The organism is Staphylococcus cohnii species complex 1663 (assembly GCF_041008415.1).
GTDB classification, from domain to species: Bacteria; Bacillota; Bacilli; order Staphylococcales; family Staphylococcaceae; genus Staphylococcus; species Staphylococcus ureilyticus.
The window spans coordinates 124,595-143,959 of the sequence record NZ_JBFDVL010000005.1; the positions used below are offsets into that span (position 1 = coordinate 124,595).

Below are 19,365 nucleotides of genomic sequence, written 5' to 3' on the forward strand. Positions count from 1 at the left end.
ATTAACTATAGATTGTAGATTTTTAGTACACAACTTCTCTTATGGAGGTTGTGTATTTTTTTATTTAATAAATGATTCTAGGAGTGAAATGATGAGTAAAACAATACTTATAACTGGTAGCAGTAGAGGATTAGGAGCATCCATAGCAAAAACTTTAGGTCGCCAAGGACATCATGTAATTATCAATTATTTTCAGAATAAGGCGTTAGCAGAAAAGGTTGTAGATGAAATTGGTCACGAACAAGCAATTGCAATACGTGCTGATGTCACAGACAGAGCACAAGTAGATCAATTAATTGCAGAAGCCACCAATCATTTTGGAAAAATAGATGCTGTTGTGAATAATGCGCTTATAGGGTTTAAATTTGATCCTTCTCGCCAAAAATCATTTAAAGACTTAAATTGGTCAGATTACCAACAACAAATTGACGGCACTCTAAAAGGCGCTTTTAATGTAACCCAAAGTGTTATCGACCAATTTATTGAGCATAAATCAGGTACTATTATATCTATCGGAACGAATTTATACCAAAATCCTGTCGTTCCCTATCATGAATATACTACCGCCAAATCAAGTTTAATCGGTTTTACAAGAAATATTGCTGCTGAACTTGGTCAATATGGCATCAAAGCTAATGTCGTTTCTGGTGGTTTATTAAAAACTACAGACGCCAGTGCTGCCACTTCAGATGAAGTATTTGATTTAATTGAACAGACTACACCATTACATAAAGTAACAACACCACAAGATGTAGCAAATATGGTGGCATTTCTAGTTAGCGATCAAGCTAATGGTATCACTGGTCAAAATATTACCGTAGATGGCGGTTTAACAATGAACTAAAATATGGAGGGCATCAATTATGACGCACGATCAACATCTCAATATAGGTGTATTAATTTACGGTTGTGGCCATCACCAAGCTGCATGGCGTATGCAAGATTCTAGTATTGAGCGAATCGGTGATATCAATTATTATCAATCGTTAGCTCGACTATCAGAACGAGGCTTGCTAGATGCTATATTTTTTGCTGATAATCAATCTTTCCCTGCAAAAACGGATAATGACATGCCTGCTTTTTGGTTTGACCCTTTAATGAATTTAGCAGCAATTGCGCAAGTAACTCATCATATAGGTCTTGTTGCGACTATCTCAAGTACATTTTCGAATCCTTTTACTGCTGCAAGACAATTATTGAGTCTTGATCATATGAGCCAAGGACGTGCAGGTTGGAATTTAGTAACATCTATGACGGATTTAGAAGCTGCAAATCATAGCATGTCTAGTTTACCCGCACATCACGAACGCTACAAAAAAGCAGATGAATTTGCATGTGTTATGAATCAACTATTAACATCTTGGAGCTTAGAAGATTTTGTACATGACAAGACACAAGATATTCTAATCAATGCAAATCATATCCATGCCATTAGTCATACTGGAGAACACTTTAAAGTACAAGGACCTTTAACAACACCAAGTAGCCTACAAGGAAAACCTGTTGCTATGCAAGCTGGTGCATCCGACCCTGGTATTGCACTAGCTACGAAATACGCAGATGCCGTTTATGCAGTAGCTTGGAATATACAACAAGCTACTACATTTAGAAAAAGATTAAATCATCAACTGGAATTAGCAGGTAAATCAAAGAACAGTTTAAAAGTCTTTCCAGGACTAGTCACATATGTCGCACCAACATACGAAGAAGCTTATGCTAAAAAGCAAAAACTAGACACACATTTAGCAACTGAAACAGCATTAAATCAATTAGAATTTTTCATTCATCAAGATTGTCATAATTGGGATTTGGATGAACCGGTCCCACCTTTACCACCATTGGAATCTTTTAATGGCCCTAAAGGTCGTTACCAAACTGTATTGGAAATTATAAAAGATAAAAACCCAACTTTACGACAATTGTTAGGCTATCTCAGTGCAGGTGGTGGACACTTGACACTCATCGGAACGCCTGAACAGATTGTTGACGAAATGGAACGTTGGTTCAATGCAGGGGTAGCTGATGGATTTAATTTAATGCCACCAACTTTACCAAATAGCTTAGAAGATTTTGTAGATTACATCATTCCTGAATTACAAAAAAGAAAACTTTTTAGAATACAATATGAGGGTAAGACATTTAGGGAAAATATGAATTTACCTAAATCAAATTAAATAACTTCCCACCTACACATAAAATTTCATCACTTAATATTTTCCATGATTTTGTAACGCGCTGACGCCTAGGGTTATGATATGAGCGAGAGACTACTGGCTCGAGCCATATCCCCAGGCAAGCATGCACGAGCAAAATCACTTATGATTCATATAAAAAGGACCAATCCATTTTCATACGGATTGGTCCTTTACTTTGTAATATGCCTTATGTTCTACTCACTACTTTTACAACTATTTTATAGACAAAATTGTTAAAATGGTAAATTCATACCATTTAACATATTCTCCATTTGCTTACGTTTACCTTTTTTACCTTTGCCGCCACCAGAAAATTGCTTCATCATTTTCTTCATTTCATTAAATTGTTTCATCAATCTGTTAACTTCTTGAACAGTACGTCCTGAACCCTTAGCTATACGTTTTTTACGTGATACATTTAATGTTTCTGGATTATTTCGTTCATTAGGTGTCATAGATTGAATAATAGCTTTAATATGGTCAATTTGTTTATCATCCATATTAAGATTATTCATCCCTTTCATTTTGTTCATACCAGGAATCATTTTCATAATGTCATCTAATGGGCCAAGGTTTTTAACTTGATCTAATTGTTCTAAGAAATCTTCCAAAGTAAATGATGACGTACGCATTTTCTTTTCTAAATCTTTCGCTTTATCTTCATCTACATCTTGTTGTGCTTTTTCTATTAAACTTAACACATCACCCATACCTAATATTCGAGAAGCCATACGTTCTGGATGAAATGGTTCTAAACCATCTAATTTTTCACTCATACCAACAAATTTAATTGGCTTTTGTGTCACTGATCTAATTGATAAAGCAGCACCACCACGTGTATCACCATCTAGTTTAGTCAAGGTTACACCTGAAACTTCTAGCTGTTCATCAAACGATTGCGCTACATTTACTGCGTCTTGACCAGTCATCGCATCAACAACAAGCATAATCTCATCTGGTTTAGTAATTTCTTTTACATCACTTAATTCTTCCATTAATGCTTCATCAACGTGCAAACGACCTGCCGTATCAATAATAACAAAATCTAAATGTTCTTCCTTTGCGTGTTTAATTGCATTTTCTACAATTTGTTGAGGTTTTACTTGGTCCCCTTCACTGTAAACAGGAATATCAATTTGCTTACCAACAGTTTGTAATTGATCAATCGCAGCTGGTCTATAAATATCGGCTGCTACTAATAATGGTTTTTTGTTGTATTTTTTACGCATGAGTAATGCTAATTTACCTGCAGTTGTAGTTTTACCTGCACCTTGTAAACCAACCATCATCACAACTGTTGGCGGTTTATTGGCCATCTTGATGGTTGCATTTTCGCCACCCATCAGTTGCGTAAGTTCTTCTTGTACTATCTTAATGACTTGTTGTCCAGGTGTTAATGACTTCATTACATCTGAACCTAAAGCTCGTTCTGATACGGTTTTGACAAAATCCTTTACGACTTTAAAGTTAACGTCTGCTTCAAGTAATGCTAGTCGAACTTCTCGCATCATTAATTTAATATCTGCTTCAGTAACTTTTCCTTTGCCACGGATCTTTTGCATCGTCCCTTGAAGACGATCGGATAATCCTTCAAATGCCATATCATTACCCTCCTTTATACTCTCAATTATTCCAAATCTTCAAGCGTTTGAAGATACTGTTTAATTATTTCTGGCTCATCAATATGCTTTTTGATCGCTTCATATATGTTTTGTCGTTTTTCAAAATTTTGATAAAGGCCTAGTTTCATTTCATAATCTTCTACTAAATCACCAGTTCTTCTTATGTTATCATACACTGCTTGGCGGCTCACATCAAACGTATCTGCAATCTCACTTAAAGAATAATCCTGTAGATAAAATAGTTCTAGATAGTTACGTTGTTTTTCCGTTAATAATGATTGATAAAAATCAAATAAATAATTCATACGTATAGTCTTAATTAAATCATTTTGTGTCATCTGTATGGCCTTCATTCTGTACATCCGTGCTATCTGTATGATCATCCGCTGCATTTGAATCATCAACATTTTGTTCAATCATATCAGCAAACAGTCCATATACATAGCTTTCTGGATTAAATGGTTGTAAATCATCTAATTTTTCACCTAAACCAACATATTTAACTGGTATTTTTAATTCATTACGTATCGCTAAAACGATACCGCCTTTTGCAGTACCATCCAGTTTAGTTAATACAATACCAGTCACATTCGTAACTTCTTTGAATGATTTAGCTTGGGACAAGGCATTTTGTCCAGTAGTAGCATCTAAACAAAGTAGGACTTCATGAGGCGCTTCAGGTACTGCTCTACCTATCACACGTTTTACTTTTTCTAGTTCATTCATCAAATTAGATTTGTTTTGTAAACGCCCAGCAGTATCACATATTAAAATATCTACACCCTTACTTTTAGCTGCATTAATGGCATCATACATAACCGCTGCAGGATCCGAACCTTCTTTTTGACTCATTACTTCTACGCCAACACGCTCTCCCCAAATTTTGAGTTGTTCAATAGCACCAGCTCTAAAAGTATCACCAGCTGCTAGCATCACTTTCTTACCTTCAGCTTGGTAGCGATGTGCTAATTTACCAATTGTTGTCGTTTTGCCCACACCATTGACGCCTACCATTAAGATGACATTTAATCCTTCATTTTCAATGTTCATAATTTCTGAGTGTTCATCGTCTTGATGATAGATTTCTACAATTTTTTCTACGATAACTTCTCGCAAATCTTCAGTTTCTGAAATATTACGACGTTGTGCTTCGGTACGTAATTCTTCTACGAGTTCCATCACTGTGTTAAAACCAACATCTGCAGTTATTAACATTTCTTCCAGTGCTTCAAAGAAATCTTCATCAACTTTACGATAACGTGCAATTAAATTGTTTAACTGTTCTTGGAAATTTTCACGCGACTTTTCTAATCCAGCTCTAAATTTTGCACCAAGTTGTTGCGCTTCAATTTCTTCAAAGTCCTCAATTGAAATTAATCCGTCGTCATCAAAATCAGCTTCTTTTAATTTTTTTGGCTGCTTTGTTTTTTCCTTAGGCGCTTCGGATGATTGAGGTTGATCTACATCTAATTCAGATTGTTGTTCTTGTTCTAATTCGTCTGGTTTTTGATTTTCTGCAGACGTTGTGAATTTATCTTTTAGTCGTTTGAAAAAGCTCATACTTGTTCCTCCTTAATGACTTCATCAATCGTATTTAAATTGACACTTACTAATTTTGATACACCTGACTCTTGCATCGTTACACCGTATAAGCGATCAGAAAATTCCATTGTACCCTTACGATGTGTAATGACAATAAATTGAGTTTGGTTTGATAACGCTTTTAAATATTGTGCATAACGTATAACATTGGCTTCGTCTAAAGCTGCTTCTACTTCATCTAAAATGACAAATGGTGCCGATCTCACTTTTAAAATAGCGAACAACAAAGCAATTGCACTCAAAGCACGTTCCCCACCACTTAATAGTGATAAGTTTTGCAGTTTCTTACCTGGTGGTTGAACAATAATATCTACCCCTGCTGATAAATAATCATCATCTGTCAAGCGCAACTCTGCTTGTCCTCCACCGAATAGTGATTTAAATACTTCAGAAAAATGACCTTGTACAGCGTGAAAAGTTTCTTTAAATCGTTCTTTCACTTCATTATCCATTTCTTCTATTAATTGTTCTAAGGTCGCTTTGGCTGCTCTTAAATCAGCACGTTGTTCATTCAAGAATGTATAGCGTTCGTTGATTTCTTCAAATTGTTCAATTGCATTTAAATTTACGGGGCCTAATTCTTCTATAGACATTTTGGTTAATTTTACTTTTTTTCGTAAACTGTCAATATCCTCTTCTAGTGTATATAATTCACTTGCCCGTTCATAAGTAAGATGATACTGCTCGCTCAAATGGTCTATCGCATGATTGATTAGCACATCTAAACGAGATTGTTCTGCTTTAATATCTTGGTAACGATTTTCAATCGATAAAATATCTTGATTTGCTTCTTCCAACTTACGCTCTGTTGTCTCAATTGTATCATTCAAAGTTTGGCGTTGTGATTTAATAGTAGCCAAGTCTTCTGTTAATTGCGCTTTATTACTTTTACTTTGTTCAATATTATTTTGAATCGTTTCGAAAGCTTTTTCACCAGTTATCTCATCCGAATTAAATAATTCAATTTGCTCACTCAATTTTTGTTTTTGCTCTTTTAATTGTTTAAGTTGATGCGTTAACCTTGTTTCCGTTTGCTTTTGAGTACTTAATCTTTCTTTAACTACTGCTAAATCAGATTGTTTTTGATGTAATTTTTGTTGTATTAACGTTGTACTCTCTTTACCTTCTTTTGATAATTTTGTATAGATATTAATATCTTCTTCTAATTTTTGCAATTGCGTTTGGATTGTTGCCAATTGCGCTTTTTTTTCATTTAAGGTTTGCTTACTTGTTTCACTTTGGTAACCATCATTTTTCTCAAATTCAAATTCTTCATGCTCATTTTTTAAATGTGTTTCTTGTTTACGTAATCTATCTAATTCTAAGTCAAATTTATGTACGTTTTGTTTTATCGTATTATAACTTTGACTCGTATCGAAATAAGTATTACTTAACGCATCGGCTTCTTCTTTAATTGCTTGAAATTGTTTTTCAAATGAAGCAGTTTGTTGCTGATAATCTTCTAATTGCGCACGCATTGTTGAGAGCTCATCTTTTTGAGATAAAATGCTCTTAGTTTTGCGATCACCACCACCAGTCATGGAACCTCCTGGATTTACAATATCTCCCTCTAACGTTACGATACGTGTTCGATACCGAATTTTTCTAGCTAATTCGTTAGCATTTTTTAAGTTGTCTACAATTATTGTATTGCCTAATAAATTTTGAATCACATGTTTATAATCATTTTCAACTTGTATCGCACTTGAAGCAACGTTCACAAAACCAATTGAACTATTAGCTATCTTCAAAATATCGCTGGCAATATTACGAGGTTGAATGACGTTTAATGGTAAAAATGTAGCTCTTCCTAGACCATTTTGTTTTAAATATTGTATTGCTTGACGACCATCTTTTTCAGAATCCACGATGATATGTTGTAGCGAAGCACCTAATGCAGTTTCAATCGCTTTCGTTAAATTCGAAGGTACTTGGATAACTTCTGCTACTGCACCACGGATGCCAGAAAGTTTATTATCTTTCATTTTCAATATGTGTTTTACACCATTGAAAAAATAACTATATTCTTCTTGTTGTGTTGCTAAACTATCAATACGTGATTTTAATTTTTCATTAAATCTGTATGCTTGATGTAATTTCTCTTCGTATTCATTTTGTTGATTTTTAAGTTGCGTTAGTTTTTTTTCATAAGATGCTAAATCACTTTCTGCTTTTTTCAACTCTTTTTTTGCGATTGAACTTTGTTTCTCTGTTTCAGTGATTTGAGTTTGAATATTTTTTAATTCCTTATAGGCATCAAGCAAGCGTGAATCTAAACGTGATTGCTTTGTTTCATTTTCTTGAATTGTATGCTCTAAAAAGCGTATATCATTATTGACATCTGATTGTTCTGACATGAGTTGATAGTATTCATCTTTTATTGATTCTAACTTTTCATCATGTTGTTCATCGGACACATAAAGTTGTGATTCATATTGTTGTATCTCTTCATTTAGATCATTTTGTTTCGTTTTTAACTGTTTGATTTGTTCTTTTACTTCTGATTGCTCTTGCTTTAAATTTGTCACTTGTGTCTCTATGCTTTCTTGTTCCTCTTCAAATCGTGCATTGGTTTGCGATTGATTCTTCTTACGTTCTTCCAACACATTCAATTGTCCAGCAAATTTTTCAACTTCTTCAGTCGCTTTAACAAGTTTAAAATTTAAAGATTCTATCGTTTCATCTAATCGTTGCCGTTCAGATTTATATTGATTTAATGATTGTGTATGCTGTGCCTTTTCCGCATCTTTTGAAGCTTGTTGACTTTTTAAGCGATTGAGATTTTCGTCTAGTTCATAAATATTTTGATTATATTGTCCAATATCATAAACAGTGACCAACACATCACTTTTTTCCATTTCACTAGACAGATGTTTATATTCTTTTGCTATTGCAGCTTCTTCACGTAATGGTTCGACTCGACCTTCTAAATCAAATAAGATATCTTCTACACGCGTCAGGTTATCTTCTGTTTGATCTAATTTTTGCACAGAAGTTGCCTTTCTTTTTTTATATTTTAGTACACCTGCAGATTCTTCCAATATTTGCCTTCTATCAATTGGCTTTGCATTAAGAATTTCATCTACGCGACCTTGAGATATTATACTGAATGCTTCTTTTCCTAATCCTGAATCTAAAAATAGTTCTATAATATCTTTAAGTCGTGATCGGTCATTATTTAAATAATATTCACTTTCCCCGCTTCTATATAAACGACGTGTGACTACGAGTTCTTCTGTATCAACATTTAATTTACCTGAACTATTATCTAATTTTAATTTTACTTCAGCAAAATTTTGAGCTTTTCTATGTTCTGCACCAGAAAAAATAATATCTTCCATTTTTGCGCCACGTAATGATTTAGCAGATTGTTCACCCAAAACCCACTTAATTGCATCTGTAATATTACTCTTACCACTACCATTAGGTCCTACTATTGCCGTGACACCTTCATCAAACTGTACATTTGTATGTTCAGCAAATGATTTAAATCCAAAGGCATCAATAGATTTCAAATATACCATGCTATTCTCCTTTAAAGTGTTTCTCAGATGCGAGATAAAAACAACGTAATGCAAATACGTTCATGCTCTCGCTTCTATATGATTAGTGCATCAATAAATTTGTCACAGCGACTTGCAATGATTACATGCTTTATTAACTCATCTATTAGAAATGCTTTGACATCATTCATTAACGCATCTTAAATTATTTACATTTTCGTCCAACATGCGCTAAATCGTCTGTAAGCTACACCACAATATACGATGGAACTGACATTAAACCTCTTTATTTTTCAAGAGTTTATAAGCACTTTCTGCTGCTTGTTGCTCTGATTCTTTTTTCGTTTTGCCTTTGCCTATCGCAACCGGCTTGTTTTCTAAAATCACTTCCGACGTAAATAAACGATGATGTGCAGGACCTTCTTCATTGATTAAACGATAAGTAACGTCACCTTTGTTTTGCTGATGCACATATTCTTGAAACTGTGTTTTAAAGTCGACGACACCATCCAGTTTATCGTCTTCCACAAATGGAAAAATCACATTTTCAGCAAATTTCCAAACAGCGGTTAGGCCTTGGTCCAAATACAGTGCACCTACAAAAGCTTCAAATGCATCTGATACAAGTGAGGGTCTTGTTCTACCACCTGTTTTTTCTTCTCCTTTACCTAACAAGATAAGTTCGTGTAATGCAATTTTATTCGCGAATATTACAAGTGAAGGCTCACAAACAATTGTCGCACGCATTTTCGTTAAATTACCTTCTGGTAACTCTGGATATTTGTCAAACAAATAGCGTGAAACCGTCAATTCTAATACCGCATCTCCTAAAAATTCTAAACGTTCATTATGATCTAATCTATCCATATTGAAATCATTGATAAAGCTCGAATGTGAAAATGCTTGTTGATATAAATTCACTTTATTAAAATTCAAATTTAATTCTTGCATTTTTTTTGAAAACTTTTCTTGGAATGCATTAACCATTTCCTTTTTTTTATGATTCGTCAATACTTTTCCACCTCAATTTAAAGTAATTTTTTATATACTTATGCCTTTATATTTTACGTGAATTTATTATAAAACTAAAGGGAAAACTGCTAATCATACATTCATTTTATCATTTATAGTACATTAATCCTCTTTAACGATTACTATTGATATGATTACTAAAGTTAACTGCTTTTTAATAGAAAAAATCTGAGCCGTAAAATCCACGACTCAGATATTTGTTTATTATTTTTCCATACTATTGATAAAGTTAACTGCATCACCAACAGTGTTGATTTTTTCAGCTTCTTCATCTGGAATTTCAGTACCAAATTCGTCTTCTAATTCCATAACTAATTCAGCAATATCAAGTGAGTCAGCGCCTAAATCATCTTTGAAAGATGCATCTTGAGTTACTTTTTCAGCGTCAACACCTAAACGGTCAACGATGATATCTTTTACTTTGTCGAAGTTTTCCACGTCGATTCACCTCCTTTTAAAAGCCTATGATAGACTTTTATATTTTCCCATTTTATCGATTGAAATACAAGTAGTATTTCAATGAATTACATACTTAGAGCATGACATACATCCATAAGTCATATCAAGTCATGTTCAAAATGGTATGTCCGTACAGTTACACTATTCCATAAACATACCACCATTGACATGTATTGTTTGACCAGTAATATATTTTGCTTTGTCTGAAGCTAAAAATGCTACTGTATTTGCAATATCAGTGTCTTCTCCGAATCTTGCTAATGGAATTTGTTGCAACATTTGATCTTTTAAATCATCTGATAATGCATCTGTCATGTCAGATACAATAAATCCTGGTGCAACGGCATTAACTGTGATATTTCTTGAAGCTAATTCTTTCGCAGCAGATTTAGTCAATCCAATAACGCCTGCTTTTGTTGCAACATAATTAGCTTGGCCTGGATTTCCTACTGCACCAACTACACTAGATAAATTGATGATTGACCCACTTTTTTGTCTTAACATTTGTGGTGTAACCTTTTGAATACAGTTAAACACACCTTTTAAATTAGTGTCGATAACGTCATCCCATTCACTTTCTTTCATACGCATCAATAAATTATCTCTAGTAATACCTGCATTATTGACTAATACATCGACTGTACCAAATTGGTTTACTACTTCTTTAATCATTGCTTTTACTTCATCGCCATTGGCAACATTAGCTTGAATTGCTAAGCTTTCTACACCTTTAGCTTTCACTTCTTCTACTACAGCCTCTGCTTTTTCTCTATTACCTGCATAGTTTACTGCTACGTTATAACCTTCTTCAGCTAACTGAATTGTTATACTACGACCAATACCTCTAGATGCTCCAGTTACTAATGCATTTTTAGTCATTTTCATTCCACCCTTTTACGTCTTCTAATGTTTGAATTGAAGTAAGCTTAACATCCCTATTTATTTTTTTTATTAATCCTGAAAGTACTTTACCTGGTCCAATTTCAATAAAATGGTCGACACCTTGATCAAGTAGCCATGTCACAGAATCTATAAATTGAACCGGAGAGTATAATTGTTTAATCATATTCTCTTTAATTTCTTTAGCATCTGTTTCACCTTTAGCATTTACATTTTGTACCACTGGATAATTGGCGTCGTTCCATTCAAATTGTTCGATATAATTTGCAAAGTCCGATTCAATAACTTGCATCATGGATGAATGGAAAGGACCAGAAACGGCTAAAGGCATGACGCGTTTAGCACCCAAAGATTTTCCTTCAGCAACAAGTTGATCTATTAATGTTTTATGCCCTGAAACCACAATTTGTCCAGGTGCATTGATATTAGCAGGTTCTATGACTTCGTCTTCTGTTGAAAGTTGTTTGCAAATGTCATCAACTTCACTGTAATTTAAACCTAGGACAGCTGCCATGCTACCAACACCATCAGGAAAAGCTGCTGCCATCAATTGTCCACGTTTACGAACTATTTTTACCGCGTCCTCAAACTTTAATACGCCACTCGCTACTAGACTCGCGTACTCACCTAAGCTATGACCCATTGTATAATCTGCATCAATTTGTTTTAATGCCATTAATAAAGCGGTACTATGTGTAAGTAATGCTGGTTGTGTATTTTCAGTTTGGCCTAATTTACCTTCGGCATCTTCAAACATTGTTTCTAAGATATCAAAATCCAATTGTGCTTGTGCTTCATTTAAAATTGATGTTGCGGCATCACTTTCATTAAACAAATCACTAGCCATGCCTACTTTTTGTGACCCTTGTCCAGGAAAAATAATCGCTGTTTTACCCATTTTTTGACCCCACCGTTTCTCTCATTGTATCTACTATATTTAATTCTCCAGCAACCTTAGCTTGACGAATTGCTGAATAAAATGCCTTGGCATTAGAACTACCATGTGCTTTTACAACGATACCATTCAATCCTAGTAAAACTGAACCACCATATTCTGCATAGTCCATTTTTGTAGTTAACTCATTTAAATCTTTGCGTAAGACTAACGCTGCTAATTTATTTTTTAAACTACTTAAAAGTGTAGATTTCAACATTTTTCCTATAGATTTTGCTACACCTTCTAGATTTTTTAGGATCATGTTACCAGTATAGCCATCTGTGACAACGACATCTGCAGCATCATCCATTAATACTTTCGCTTCTACATTACCAGCAAAATGAAATTCTTGTTGTTCATCCATTAAATTAAACGCTTTTTTAGTTAATGTATTTCCTTTAGCTGCTTCAGTTCCTATATTAAGCAATGCTACAGAAGGTTGTTCAATATTACGTATTTTTTGTGCGTAAATATTGCCTAATTGTGCATATTGCAATAAGTGTTCTGCTTTAGCATCCGCATTTGCACCGACATCCATAAATACAAAACCTTTACCTGATACAGTAGGTAAAGTAAGCACTAATGCTGGTCTTTCTACACCTTTAATTCTACCAACAATAAATAGTCCTGCAGACATTAATGCACCTGTATTACCGGCTGATACACATCCATCCGCTTCACCAGATTTTACTGCTTCAGCCATGCGCACCATCGAACTATTTTTTTTTCGTTTAATTGCTCTTACAGGTTCATCTTCCATCGTTATCGCTTCTGTACAGTGACGTACTTCCACTCTTTCGTGATTAATATTACATTTATTTTGGTCTCCAAATAATATAATTTCTAAATCTTTAAAATCATTGACCGCTTTTTCAACAGCTTCTAAAACGATGCCAGGTGCGTCATCGCCACCCATCATGTCGATAGCTATTTTAACCATTTTGTTCATCCTCACTTGTATAATACATTTTGAATGTACCTCTAAATACTAAAGTATCTTTGACATACGAATTTACTTTTATCTTAAAATATTTATTCGTTATTTCGACAGCTTGTGCTTCAGCACGTACTGTATCGTTTAATTTAACTTGTTTTAAAAATGAAACATTACTTTCTTTAGTTAAAACGACTGGTTTATGTATAAGTGCCACACATAATGAATTGGCCTGTGCAAACAACACATGACCTCTGGCAATCTTATTTCTTGTAAATACTGAATCTTCATCAATATTAATCAGAGATGTTGCTTGATGATCTGGTTCAACGTTAATCACATCACCTATGATTTCACTTCCATCAATAGATCGAATACTTTCGTGATTTTTTCTCGCAACGGATTTTATTCTTTTTCTCAATTCAGGAATATTTAAGTGTGTACGATCCAACCTTATTGTTTGGATACTGACTGAAAAAAGACTGCTTAAATCAAGATCAGTAATAAAGGGATTTTTTTCTATTTCTTTTTTTATCGCTTCACGACGTTCTTGTTTTTTTAACTTCATAGTTTACTACTCCCTAATTTTAGTACCAAGTCTTAAACATTCCTAACATATCATAACACTTTCTATTTCAATTGCTCAACTAAAAACATAAGACTTTCTCCATTATATTGAGTTAAAGCTGAACACTTTTATAACCAAAGCAAAAAAGTTTTAAAAGTTAATATATAACTTTTAATAATAATATGTTAAATTATATAAAAATAAAATTTATCGTTTTTAAAACACTTAACTATTAAAAAATTTTCAGAAATACATAGATTATTCATTCCAATTCAAAGGGGTTGTAAACATTGAAAAAAGTAGTGACCAATGCATTGCTATCTGCAACATTTTTTGCAGCTTTTTCCACTCAGAGTAACGCAAAAGAAATCAATAGTATCGTTCCTGAAAACTTAGAAACTTCAACTGAAACAAAAATTTCCAATAAAATAGATGTAGAACATTTCCTACAAAACAACGCTACATCTGTGCTCAATACAAATAAAACTAAAACAGAATCTATTAATAAAAATGCATTTAAACAATACAAAGTAATCAATAGCAGTGTTGATTCAACTGGTGTTAAACATTATGAATTAAAACCAAAAATCAATCATATTTTAGCTAATGATAGCACAATTAAAGTCCATGTGAACTCTGATGGGAACGTATCACTTATCAATGGTCATATACACAGACAACATATCGACGTTAATAATACGGTGAAACTATCTTCTTCCCAAGCAGAAAAATTAGCCTTTAAAGCAATTGGTAAAAAAAGCAATGACGTTACAAACATTGATGGCTTTAAAGTAGTGTCTAAAAACAAACTAGATGTTAATAGTAAAAAAGAAAGATATATATATAATATAGAATTAAATTACATATCTCCTAAGCCTGCACATTGGCAAATACAAGTTGATGCTAGCACTGGGGAGATATTAAAAAAACAAAATGTGATTGAACACGCTTTAGAAAAAGGCTCTGGTATCGGAGTGAATGGTGATAAAAAATCACCACTTAATATATCTAGCAACAATGGACAATATACTTTAAATGATACAACGACAGATGCACATATTAATACTGAAAGTGCCAATGGAACCACTGATCAATTTTCTCCTATCATAAATGATTCAAAATATTTTGATAAAAAACAACAACGTCCTGGCGTCGATGCACACTATTACGCAAAAGCAGTTTATGATTATTATTTAAATACACACGATAGAAATAGTTACGACGATAATGCTGCTGATATTAATTCAGTTGTCCATTTTGATAAGAACTATAATAATGCAGCATGGACCGGACAATATATGGTTTACGGTGACGGTGATGGTCAAACATTTAATCCCTTATCAGGCGCTAAAGATATTGTTGCTCATGAATTAACACATGCGGTAACTGAAAGAACTGCTAATTTAGAATATGTAAATCAATCGGGTGCACTCAACGAATCTTTCTCAGATGTATTTGGGTATTTTATTGACCCTGATAACTGGATGATGGGTGAAGATGTATATACTCCCAATCAAGATGGTGACGCTTTAAGAAGCTTAAAAGATCCAGAAAAATACGATCAACCAGCACATATGGATCAATTTTATACTGGCGCTGAAGATAATGGTGGTGTCCATATTAATAGTGGTATTCCAAACAAAGCTGCATATCTAACGATACAATCAATTGGTAAAGAAAAAGCTGAGCAAATATACTATCTCGCATTAACTCAATATTTGACGTCCAATGCTGAATTTTCTGATGCCAAAATTGCCTTAAAACAAGCAGCAGATGAATTATATGGCCATAATAGTAACGAATCACAATCTGTAGCACAAGCATGGACTAAAGTAGGTGTAGGCTCTTAAATATTAAAAAACAGCAGTTTAGCAAATGACACGCTAAATTGCTGTTTTTGTTAATCAAAACTAGTATATAGTAAATTATCTTCTACAAATGTTCTTAATCTTTGATACTCATCTTCAAAAAATGCACCGGATTGAATTAATTCTGCTGCCTCATCTCTCGCTACTTCTAACATTTTATAATCTTCAACAACATTCGCTACTAAAAAGTCAGGTAACCCACTTTGTTTCACACCAAAGAAATCACCAGGTCCTCTCATTTCTAAATCACGTTCACTTAATTCAAAACCATCTGTTGTTTGTGTCATTACATTCATACGTTCTATCCCTGTTTCAGTTTTAGGTGAAGCAATTAATACACAATAGCTTTGGTGTTCACTTCTACCAACACGTCCTCTTAATTGATGTAAAGTCGATAATCCAAATCGATCCGCATCATATATCATCATAAATGTTGCATTAGGGACGTTAACTCCTACTTCTACCACTGTCGTTGACACTAATATATCAATTTCATGATTACTAAATTGTTGCATCACTTGATCTTTTTCTTCTGAGGTTAATTTACCATGAAGTAGTCCAACTTTTCCTTTACCATAATAGGCTTGTAAAGATTCGAACAATTCAACTACATTTTGTACATCTTCTAAATGCTCTGAACTTTCTATCAATGGACAAATCACATATGCTTGTCTACCTTTTTTTAATTCAGCAGACATTTGTTGTAATACACTTTCATATGATTCATGTTTAGACCAAGAGGTTATAATAGGTTTCCTACCCTTTGGTAACTGTTTGATTGAGGATACATCCATTTCTCCAAAAACAGAAATTGCTAATGTGCGTGGAATAGGTGTCGCTGTCATAAACAAAACGTTTGTCATCGCGCCTTTTTCTCTCAGCAATTGTCGTTGATTGACACCAAAACGATGCTGTTCATCTGTAATTACAAGGCCCACATTATTAAAGACAACATCATCTTGAATAAGCGCATGTGTACCAATAATACAATCTATCTCATTTTGCTCGAGCTGTTCCAACAAAATTTTACGTTTTTTCCCTTTTACTGAACCTGTAAGTAAAGCAATGTTCATTCTGTCACCAAAGATTTCTGCAAGACTTTCAGCATGCTGTTCTGCAAGTATTTCAGTAGGTACCATTAAAGCAGATTGATAACCTGCTGTTTTTAATGCATACATACAAATTGCAGCTACGACTGTTTTTCCTGATCCAACATCACCTTGTAACAATCTATGCATGCGAATAGGCGCTTTTAAATCTCTAAATATCTCGTTTACACTTTGCTTTTGTGCCTCAGTTAATTCAAATGGTAAACATGATATAAAATTTCTTACTAATTGAATATCATAATCAATTTCGATTGCGTCATCTGATATTTTTTCCAACCTATTTAGCCATTGCATTCTAAGTTCAAACATAAATAATTCAATAAATGCGTAAGTTCTTCTCGCTTTGAGCAATGAAGTTTTGTCCGGTGCAAGGTGTAATGTTTTGATTGTATCTTCTAGTGTTTCTAATTTATATTTTTCTCTCAATGAATCTGATATCCATTCATGAATCGTAACATGTTCTAAAACTTGCCTAATCATATCACGTAATGGTTTTTGCTTTATCCCTTCTTTAATTCGATAAATGGGTTCAAATTGTACATCTTCCATTGCTGGTTGATTAAAAAACATTCGATTTCCGTTAATTTCTTGCTTATTTCTATTCCATTTTCCTTTAATCGTAACCGTTTGGTGTAGTTCTAGTTTCTTTTTCAAGTAGGGTTGATTAAAAAATACACATTTTACTGCAATATTGTTAACCATTAAATGAACTGTCAACTTAGATTTATTCCTACCAAAAAAAGCGACAGTGGGTGTTGAGTATACTTCCCCAACAACAGTCACCATCGCTTGATCCTCTGCTTCATTCAAGTCAACTACAGTATTGTCTTCATAACGCGTTGGTAAATATAAGATTAAATCTTCTACTGTATAAATGTTCAATTCATTTAATACCGCTAACCGCTTAGGACCTAAACCCTTGATTTGTGATAATGGAAATGGGCTTTCTATTAAATTGACTTTTGACATTTTAATCACCAAATATTTCTTGTTTTAAACGCTGTCCTGTCGGTGTGCCTGCTAAACCTCCACGACCAGTTTCACGCAACGCTGAAGGCATCGTTTGCCCTATTTTATACATTGCTTCTATTACTTCGTCTGTCGGGATTCTGGAAGTTACACCTGCTAATGCCATATCGGCTGAGACGATTGCATTAGATGCCCCAGCTGCATTTCTTTTTACACAAGGTACTTCTACTAATCCAGCTACAGGGTCACATACTAAACCTAGCATATTTTTCAAACAAATTGCAAAAGCTTCCGAAGATTGTTGTGGTGTACCACCTGCAAGCTCAACTGTCGCACCTGCAGCCATAGCTGCGGCCGATCCAACTTCTGCCTGACAACCACCTGCTGCACCAGATATCGATGCATTATTTGCTACAACAAATCCAAATGCGCCTGAAGTTAATAAGAAATTCAACATATCTTTACGTGTAGGTTCTAATCGTGGTTTCAAACCAAACAGAACCCCAGGAACGACTCCAGCTGAACCAGCCGTTGGTGTAGCACAAATTTTACCCATTGCTGCATTTACTTCATTTGTTGCTACTGCTTTGCTCACAGCATCTAATAATGTTGCACCAGATAAAGATTTACCTGTTTTTAAATATTCTTTTATTAAAACAGCATCTCCACCTGTTAGACCAGTCGTTGAAGTTACGCCTTCTAAGCCTTCATCTAATGCATTTTCCATAGTTTGTAAATTTTTATCCATATGTGCATATACTTCTTCTTCTGATAAACCAGTAACTTCCATTTCTTGCTCAAGCATCACTTCATATATTTTTTTATCTTCTGTCTCACATTTTTCAATAAGTTCTTTTACACTTTTAAACATTGATATCCCTCCATTAGGCGTCGCCCATGAGTGAGACTGTCACTACACCATCGACGTTTTTTATTTTTTCTATTATTTCATCATTGATAGCATCATCTAATTCACAAGTCATTAATGCTTGGTCACCTTTTTCTTTTCTTGAAACTTGCATGCTGCCAACATTAATACTGGAATCACCTAATATATTAGCTACACGGCCGATCGTACCAAATGTATCTTTATGGAATACTAAAAGTGCTGGATAGTTACCACTAATTGCAATACTAAAACCATTGATTGCAACAACTTCTATCTTACCGCCACCAATAGACACACCTTCAACAGAAATTTCTTTTTCTCCGTCTCTCATATTAATAATTGCAGTGTTTGGGTGAGAGCGTTCTTCTGCCATTTCAATAAAATTCACTTTCATGCCAATTTCTTCAGCAGTCTCTAAACTTTTTTGGATTCGATCATCGTCTGTATCATATCCTAATAAGCCACCCACAAGTGCTACATCTGTACCATGGCCCTTATATGTTTCCATAAATGACCCATACAAATATATATCAACTTGTTTTGGTATTTGATTAAATAAATCTTTAGCTACTAAGCCAATTCTGACTGCACCTGCTGTATGTGAAGATGATGGACCAACCATTGTTGGACCAATTATATCGAAAACTGTTTTATATTTCATAATGGATACCCCACCCTTATTTTTAATCATTCTAAAGTGTTGCGCTTACATTTTATTTGCACCTTTATTATTATAACAATTTAAGTTAACATTATAAACTAATTTTAGTTGTACTGC

Annotated in this window: 16 protein-coding genes; 3 read left to right on the forward strand and 13 right to left on the reverse strand. The window is 34.0% G+C overall.

Features of this window, described 5'->3' with window-relative positions:
• Positions 1-91 precede the first annotated feature (91 nt).
• Complete coding sequence (locus tag AB1J10_RS07670) at positions 92-844, forward strand: 3-oxoacyl-ACP reductase (RefSeq protein WP_046208654.1); 753 nt, start codon at positions 92-94, stop codon at positions 842-844.
• 19 nt (positions 845-863) lie between these two features.
• Complete coding sequence (locus tag AB1J10_RS07675; protein ID WP_070037891.1) at positions 864-2,174, forward strand: LLM class flavin-dependent oxidoreductase; 1,311 nt, start codon at positions 864-866, stop codon at positions 2,172-2,174.
• 254 nt (positions 2,175-2,428) lie between these two features.
• Here the strand turns inward: AB1J10_RS07675 and ffh are convergent, their stop codons facing one another.
• From ffh to fapR, 10 genes are all read right to left on the reverse strand, one after another.
• Positions 2,429-3,796: a signal recognition particle protein gene (gene ffh, locus AB1J10_RS07680; protein ID WP_046208656.1), complete on the reverse strand. Its 1,368-nt coding sequence runs from the start codon at positions 3,794-3,796 to the stop codon at positions 2,429-2,431.
• Positions 3,797-3,822: 26 nt separating this feature from the next.
• A complete protein-coding gene (locus AB1J10_RS07685) occupies positions 3,823-4,155 on the reverse strand; it encodes a putative DNA-binding protein (protein ID WP_046208657.1) in 333 nt (110 codons plus the stop codon).
• Positions 4,142-5,377 carry a signal recognition particle-docking protein FtsY gene (gene ftsY, locus AB1J10_RS07690; protein ID WP_070037893.1) on the reverse strand — a complete coding sequence of 412 codons (1,236 nt, stop codon included), beginning with the start codon at positions 5,375-5,377 and terminating at the stop codon, positions 4,142-4,144. Before ftsY ends, AB1J10_RS07685 begins: the two co-directional genes overlap by 14 nt.
• Positions 5,374-8,943, reverse strand: coding sequence for a chromosome segregation protein SMC (gene smc / locus AB1J10_RS07695; protein ID WP_070037897.1), 3,570 nt, complete (start codon positions 8,941-8,943; stop codon positions 5,374-5,376). The genes ftsY and smc overlap by 4 nt, the downstream gene beginning before the upstream one ends.
• Before the next feature lie 255 nt (positions 8,944-9,198).
• Complete coding sequence (gene rnc / locus AB1J10_RS07700) at positions 9,199-9,909, reverse strand: ribonuclease III (protein WP_371090939.1); 711 nt, start codon at positions 9,907-9,909, stop codon at positions 9,199-9,201.
• A gap of 249 nt (positions 9,910-10,158) precedes the next feature.
• Complete coding sequence (locus AB1J10_RS07705; RefSeq protein WP_019467939.1) at positions 10,159-10,392, reverse strand: acyl carrier protein; 234 nt, start codon at positions 10,390-10,392, stop codon at positions 10,159-10,161.
• 162 nt (positions 10,393-10,554) lie between these two features.
• Positions 10,555-11,292, reverse strand: a complete 738-nt coding sequence (gene fabG / locus AB1J10_RS07710) for a 3-oxoacyl-[acyl-carrier-protein] reductase (RefSeq protein ID WP_070037898.1) — start codon at positions 11,290-11,292, stop codon at positions 10,555-10,557.
• A complete protein-coding gene (fabD, locus tag AB1J10_RS07715) occupies positions 11,285-12,211 on the reverse strand; it encodes an ACP S-malonyltransferase (protein WP_046208662.1) in 927 nt (308 codons plus the stop codon). Before fabD ends, fabG begins: the two co-directional genes overlap by 8 nt.
• Positions 12,204-13,190 (reverse strand): phosphate acyltransferase PlsX, encoded by a 987-nt coding sequence (gene plsX / locus AB1J10_RS07720; protein ID WP_046208663.1) that lies wholly within the window; start codon positions 13,188-13,190, stop codon positions 12,204-12,206. Before plsX ends, fabD begins: the two co-directional genes overlap by 8 nt.
• Positions 13,183-13,752: a transcription factor FapR gene (fapR, locus tag AB1J10_RS07725; protein ID WP_046208664.1), complete on the reverse strand. Its 570-nt coding sequence runs from the start codon at positions 13,750-13,752 to the stop codon at positions 13,183-13,185. Before fapR ends, plsX begins: the two co-directional genes overlap by 8 nt.
• 290 nt (positions 13,753-14,042) lie before the next feature.
• Between fapR and AB1J10_RS07730 the strand changes: the two genes are divergently transcribed.
• Positions 14,043-15,602, forward strand: a complete 1,560-nt coding sequence (locus AB1J10_RS07730; protein WP_070037902.1) for a M4 family metallopeptidase — start codon at positions 14,043-14,045, stop codon at positions 15,600-15,602.
• Positions 15,603-15,652: 50 nt separating this feature from the next.
• Here the strand turns inward: AB1J10_RS07730 and recG are convergent, their stop codons facing one another.
• From recG to sdaAB, 3 genes are read right to left on the reverse strand one after another with little or no spacing between them, the layout of a single operon-like run.
• Complete coding sequence (gene recG / locus AB1J10_RS07735; protein ID WP_070037905.1) at positions 15,653-17,698, reverse strand: ATP-dependent DNA helicase RecG; 2,046 nt, start codon at positions 17,696-17,698, stop codon at positions 15,653-15,655.
• A gap of 1 nt (position 17,699) precedes the next feature.
• Positions 17,700-18,569, reverse strand: a complete 870-nt coding sequence (gene sdaAA, locus AB1J10_RS07740) for an L-serine ammonia-lyase, iron-sulfur-dependent, subunit alpha (RefSeq protein ID WP_046208667.1) — start codon at positions 18,567-18,569, stop codon at positions 17,700-17,702.
• Positions 18,570-18,582: 13 nt separating this feature from the next.
• Positions 18,583-19,248, reverse strand: coding sequence for an L-serine ammonia-lyase, iron-sulfur-dependent subunit beta (gene sdaAB / locus AB1J10_RS07745; protein WP_046208668.1), 666 nt, complete (start codon positions 19,246-19,248; stop codon positions 18,583-18,585).
• Positions 19,249-19,365 lie beyond the last annotated feature (117 nt).

Coding starts and splice junctions, on each gene's coding strand:
- recG (WP_070037905.1), bottom strand. CDS start 17,698: ATGTCAAAAGTCAATTTAATAGAAAGCCCATTTCCATTATCACAAATC.
- plsX (WP_046208663.1), bottom strand. CDS start 13,190: ATGGTTAAAATAGCTATCGACATGATGGGTGGCGATGACGCACCTGGC.
- ffh (WP_046208656.1), bottom strand. CDS start 3,796: ATGGCATTTGAAGGATTATCCGATCGTCTTCAAGGGACGATGCAAAAG.
- fapR (WP_046208664.1), bottom strand. CDS start 13,752: ATGAAGTTAAAAAAACAAGAACGTCGTGAAGCGATAAAAAAAGAAATA.
- fabG (WP_070037898.1), bottom strand. CDS start 11,292: ATGACTAAAAATGCATTAGTAACTGGAGCATCTAGAGGTATTGGTCGT.
- sdaAA (WP_046208667.1), bottom strand. CDS start 18,569: ATGTTTAAAAGTGTAAAAGAACTTATTGAAAAATGTGAGACAGAAGAT.
- sdaAB (WP_046208668.1), bottom strand. CDS start 19,248: ATGAAATATAAAACAGTTTTCGATATAATTGGTCCAACAATGGTTGGT.
- fabD (WP_046208662.1), bottom strand. CDS start 12,211: ATGGGTAAAACAGCGATTATTTTTCCTGGACAAGGGTCACAAAAAGTA.
- AB1J10_RS07675 (WP_070037891.1), top strand. CDS start 864: ATGACGCACGATCAACATCTCAATATAGGTGTATTAATTTACGGTTGT.
- AB1J10_RS07670 (WP_046208654.1), top strand. CDS start 92: ATGAGTAAAACAATACTTATAACTGGTAGCAGTAGAGGATTAGGAGCA.
- smc (WP_070037897.1), bottom strand. CDS start 8,943: ATGGTATATTTGAAATCTATTGATGCCTTTGGATTTAAATCATTTGCT.
- rnc (WP_371090939.1), bottom strand. CDS start 9,909: ATGGTTAATGCATTCCAAGAAAAGTTTTCAAAAAAAATGCAAGAATTA.
- ftsY (WP_070037893.1), bottom strand. CDS start 5,377: ATGAGCTTTTTCAAACGACTAAAAGATAAATTCACAACGTCTGCAGAA.
- AB1J10_RS07685 (WP_046208657.1), bottom strand. CDS start 4,155: ATGACACAAAATGATTTAATTAAGACTATACGTATGAATTATTTATTT.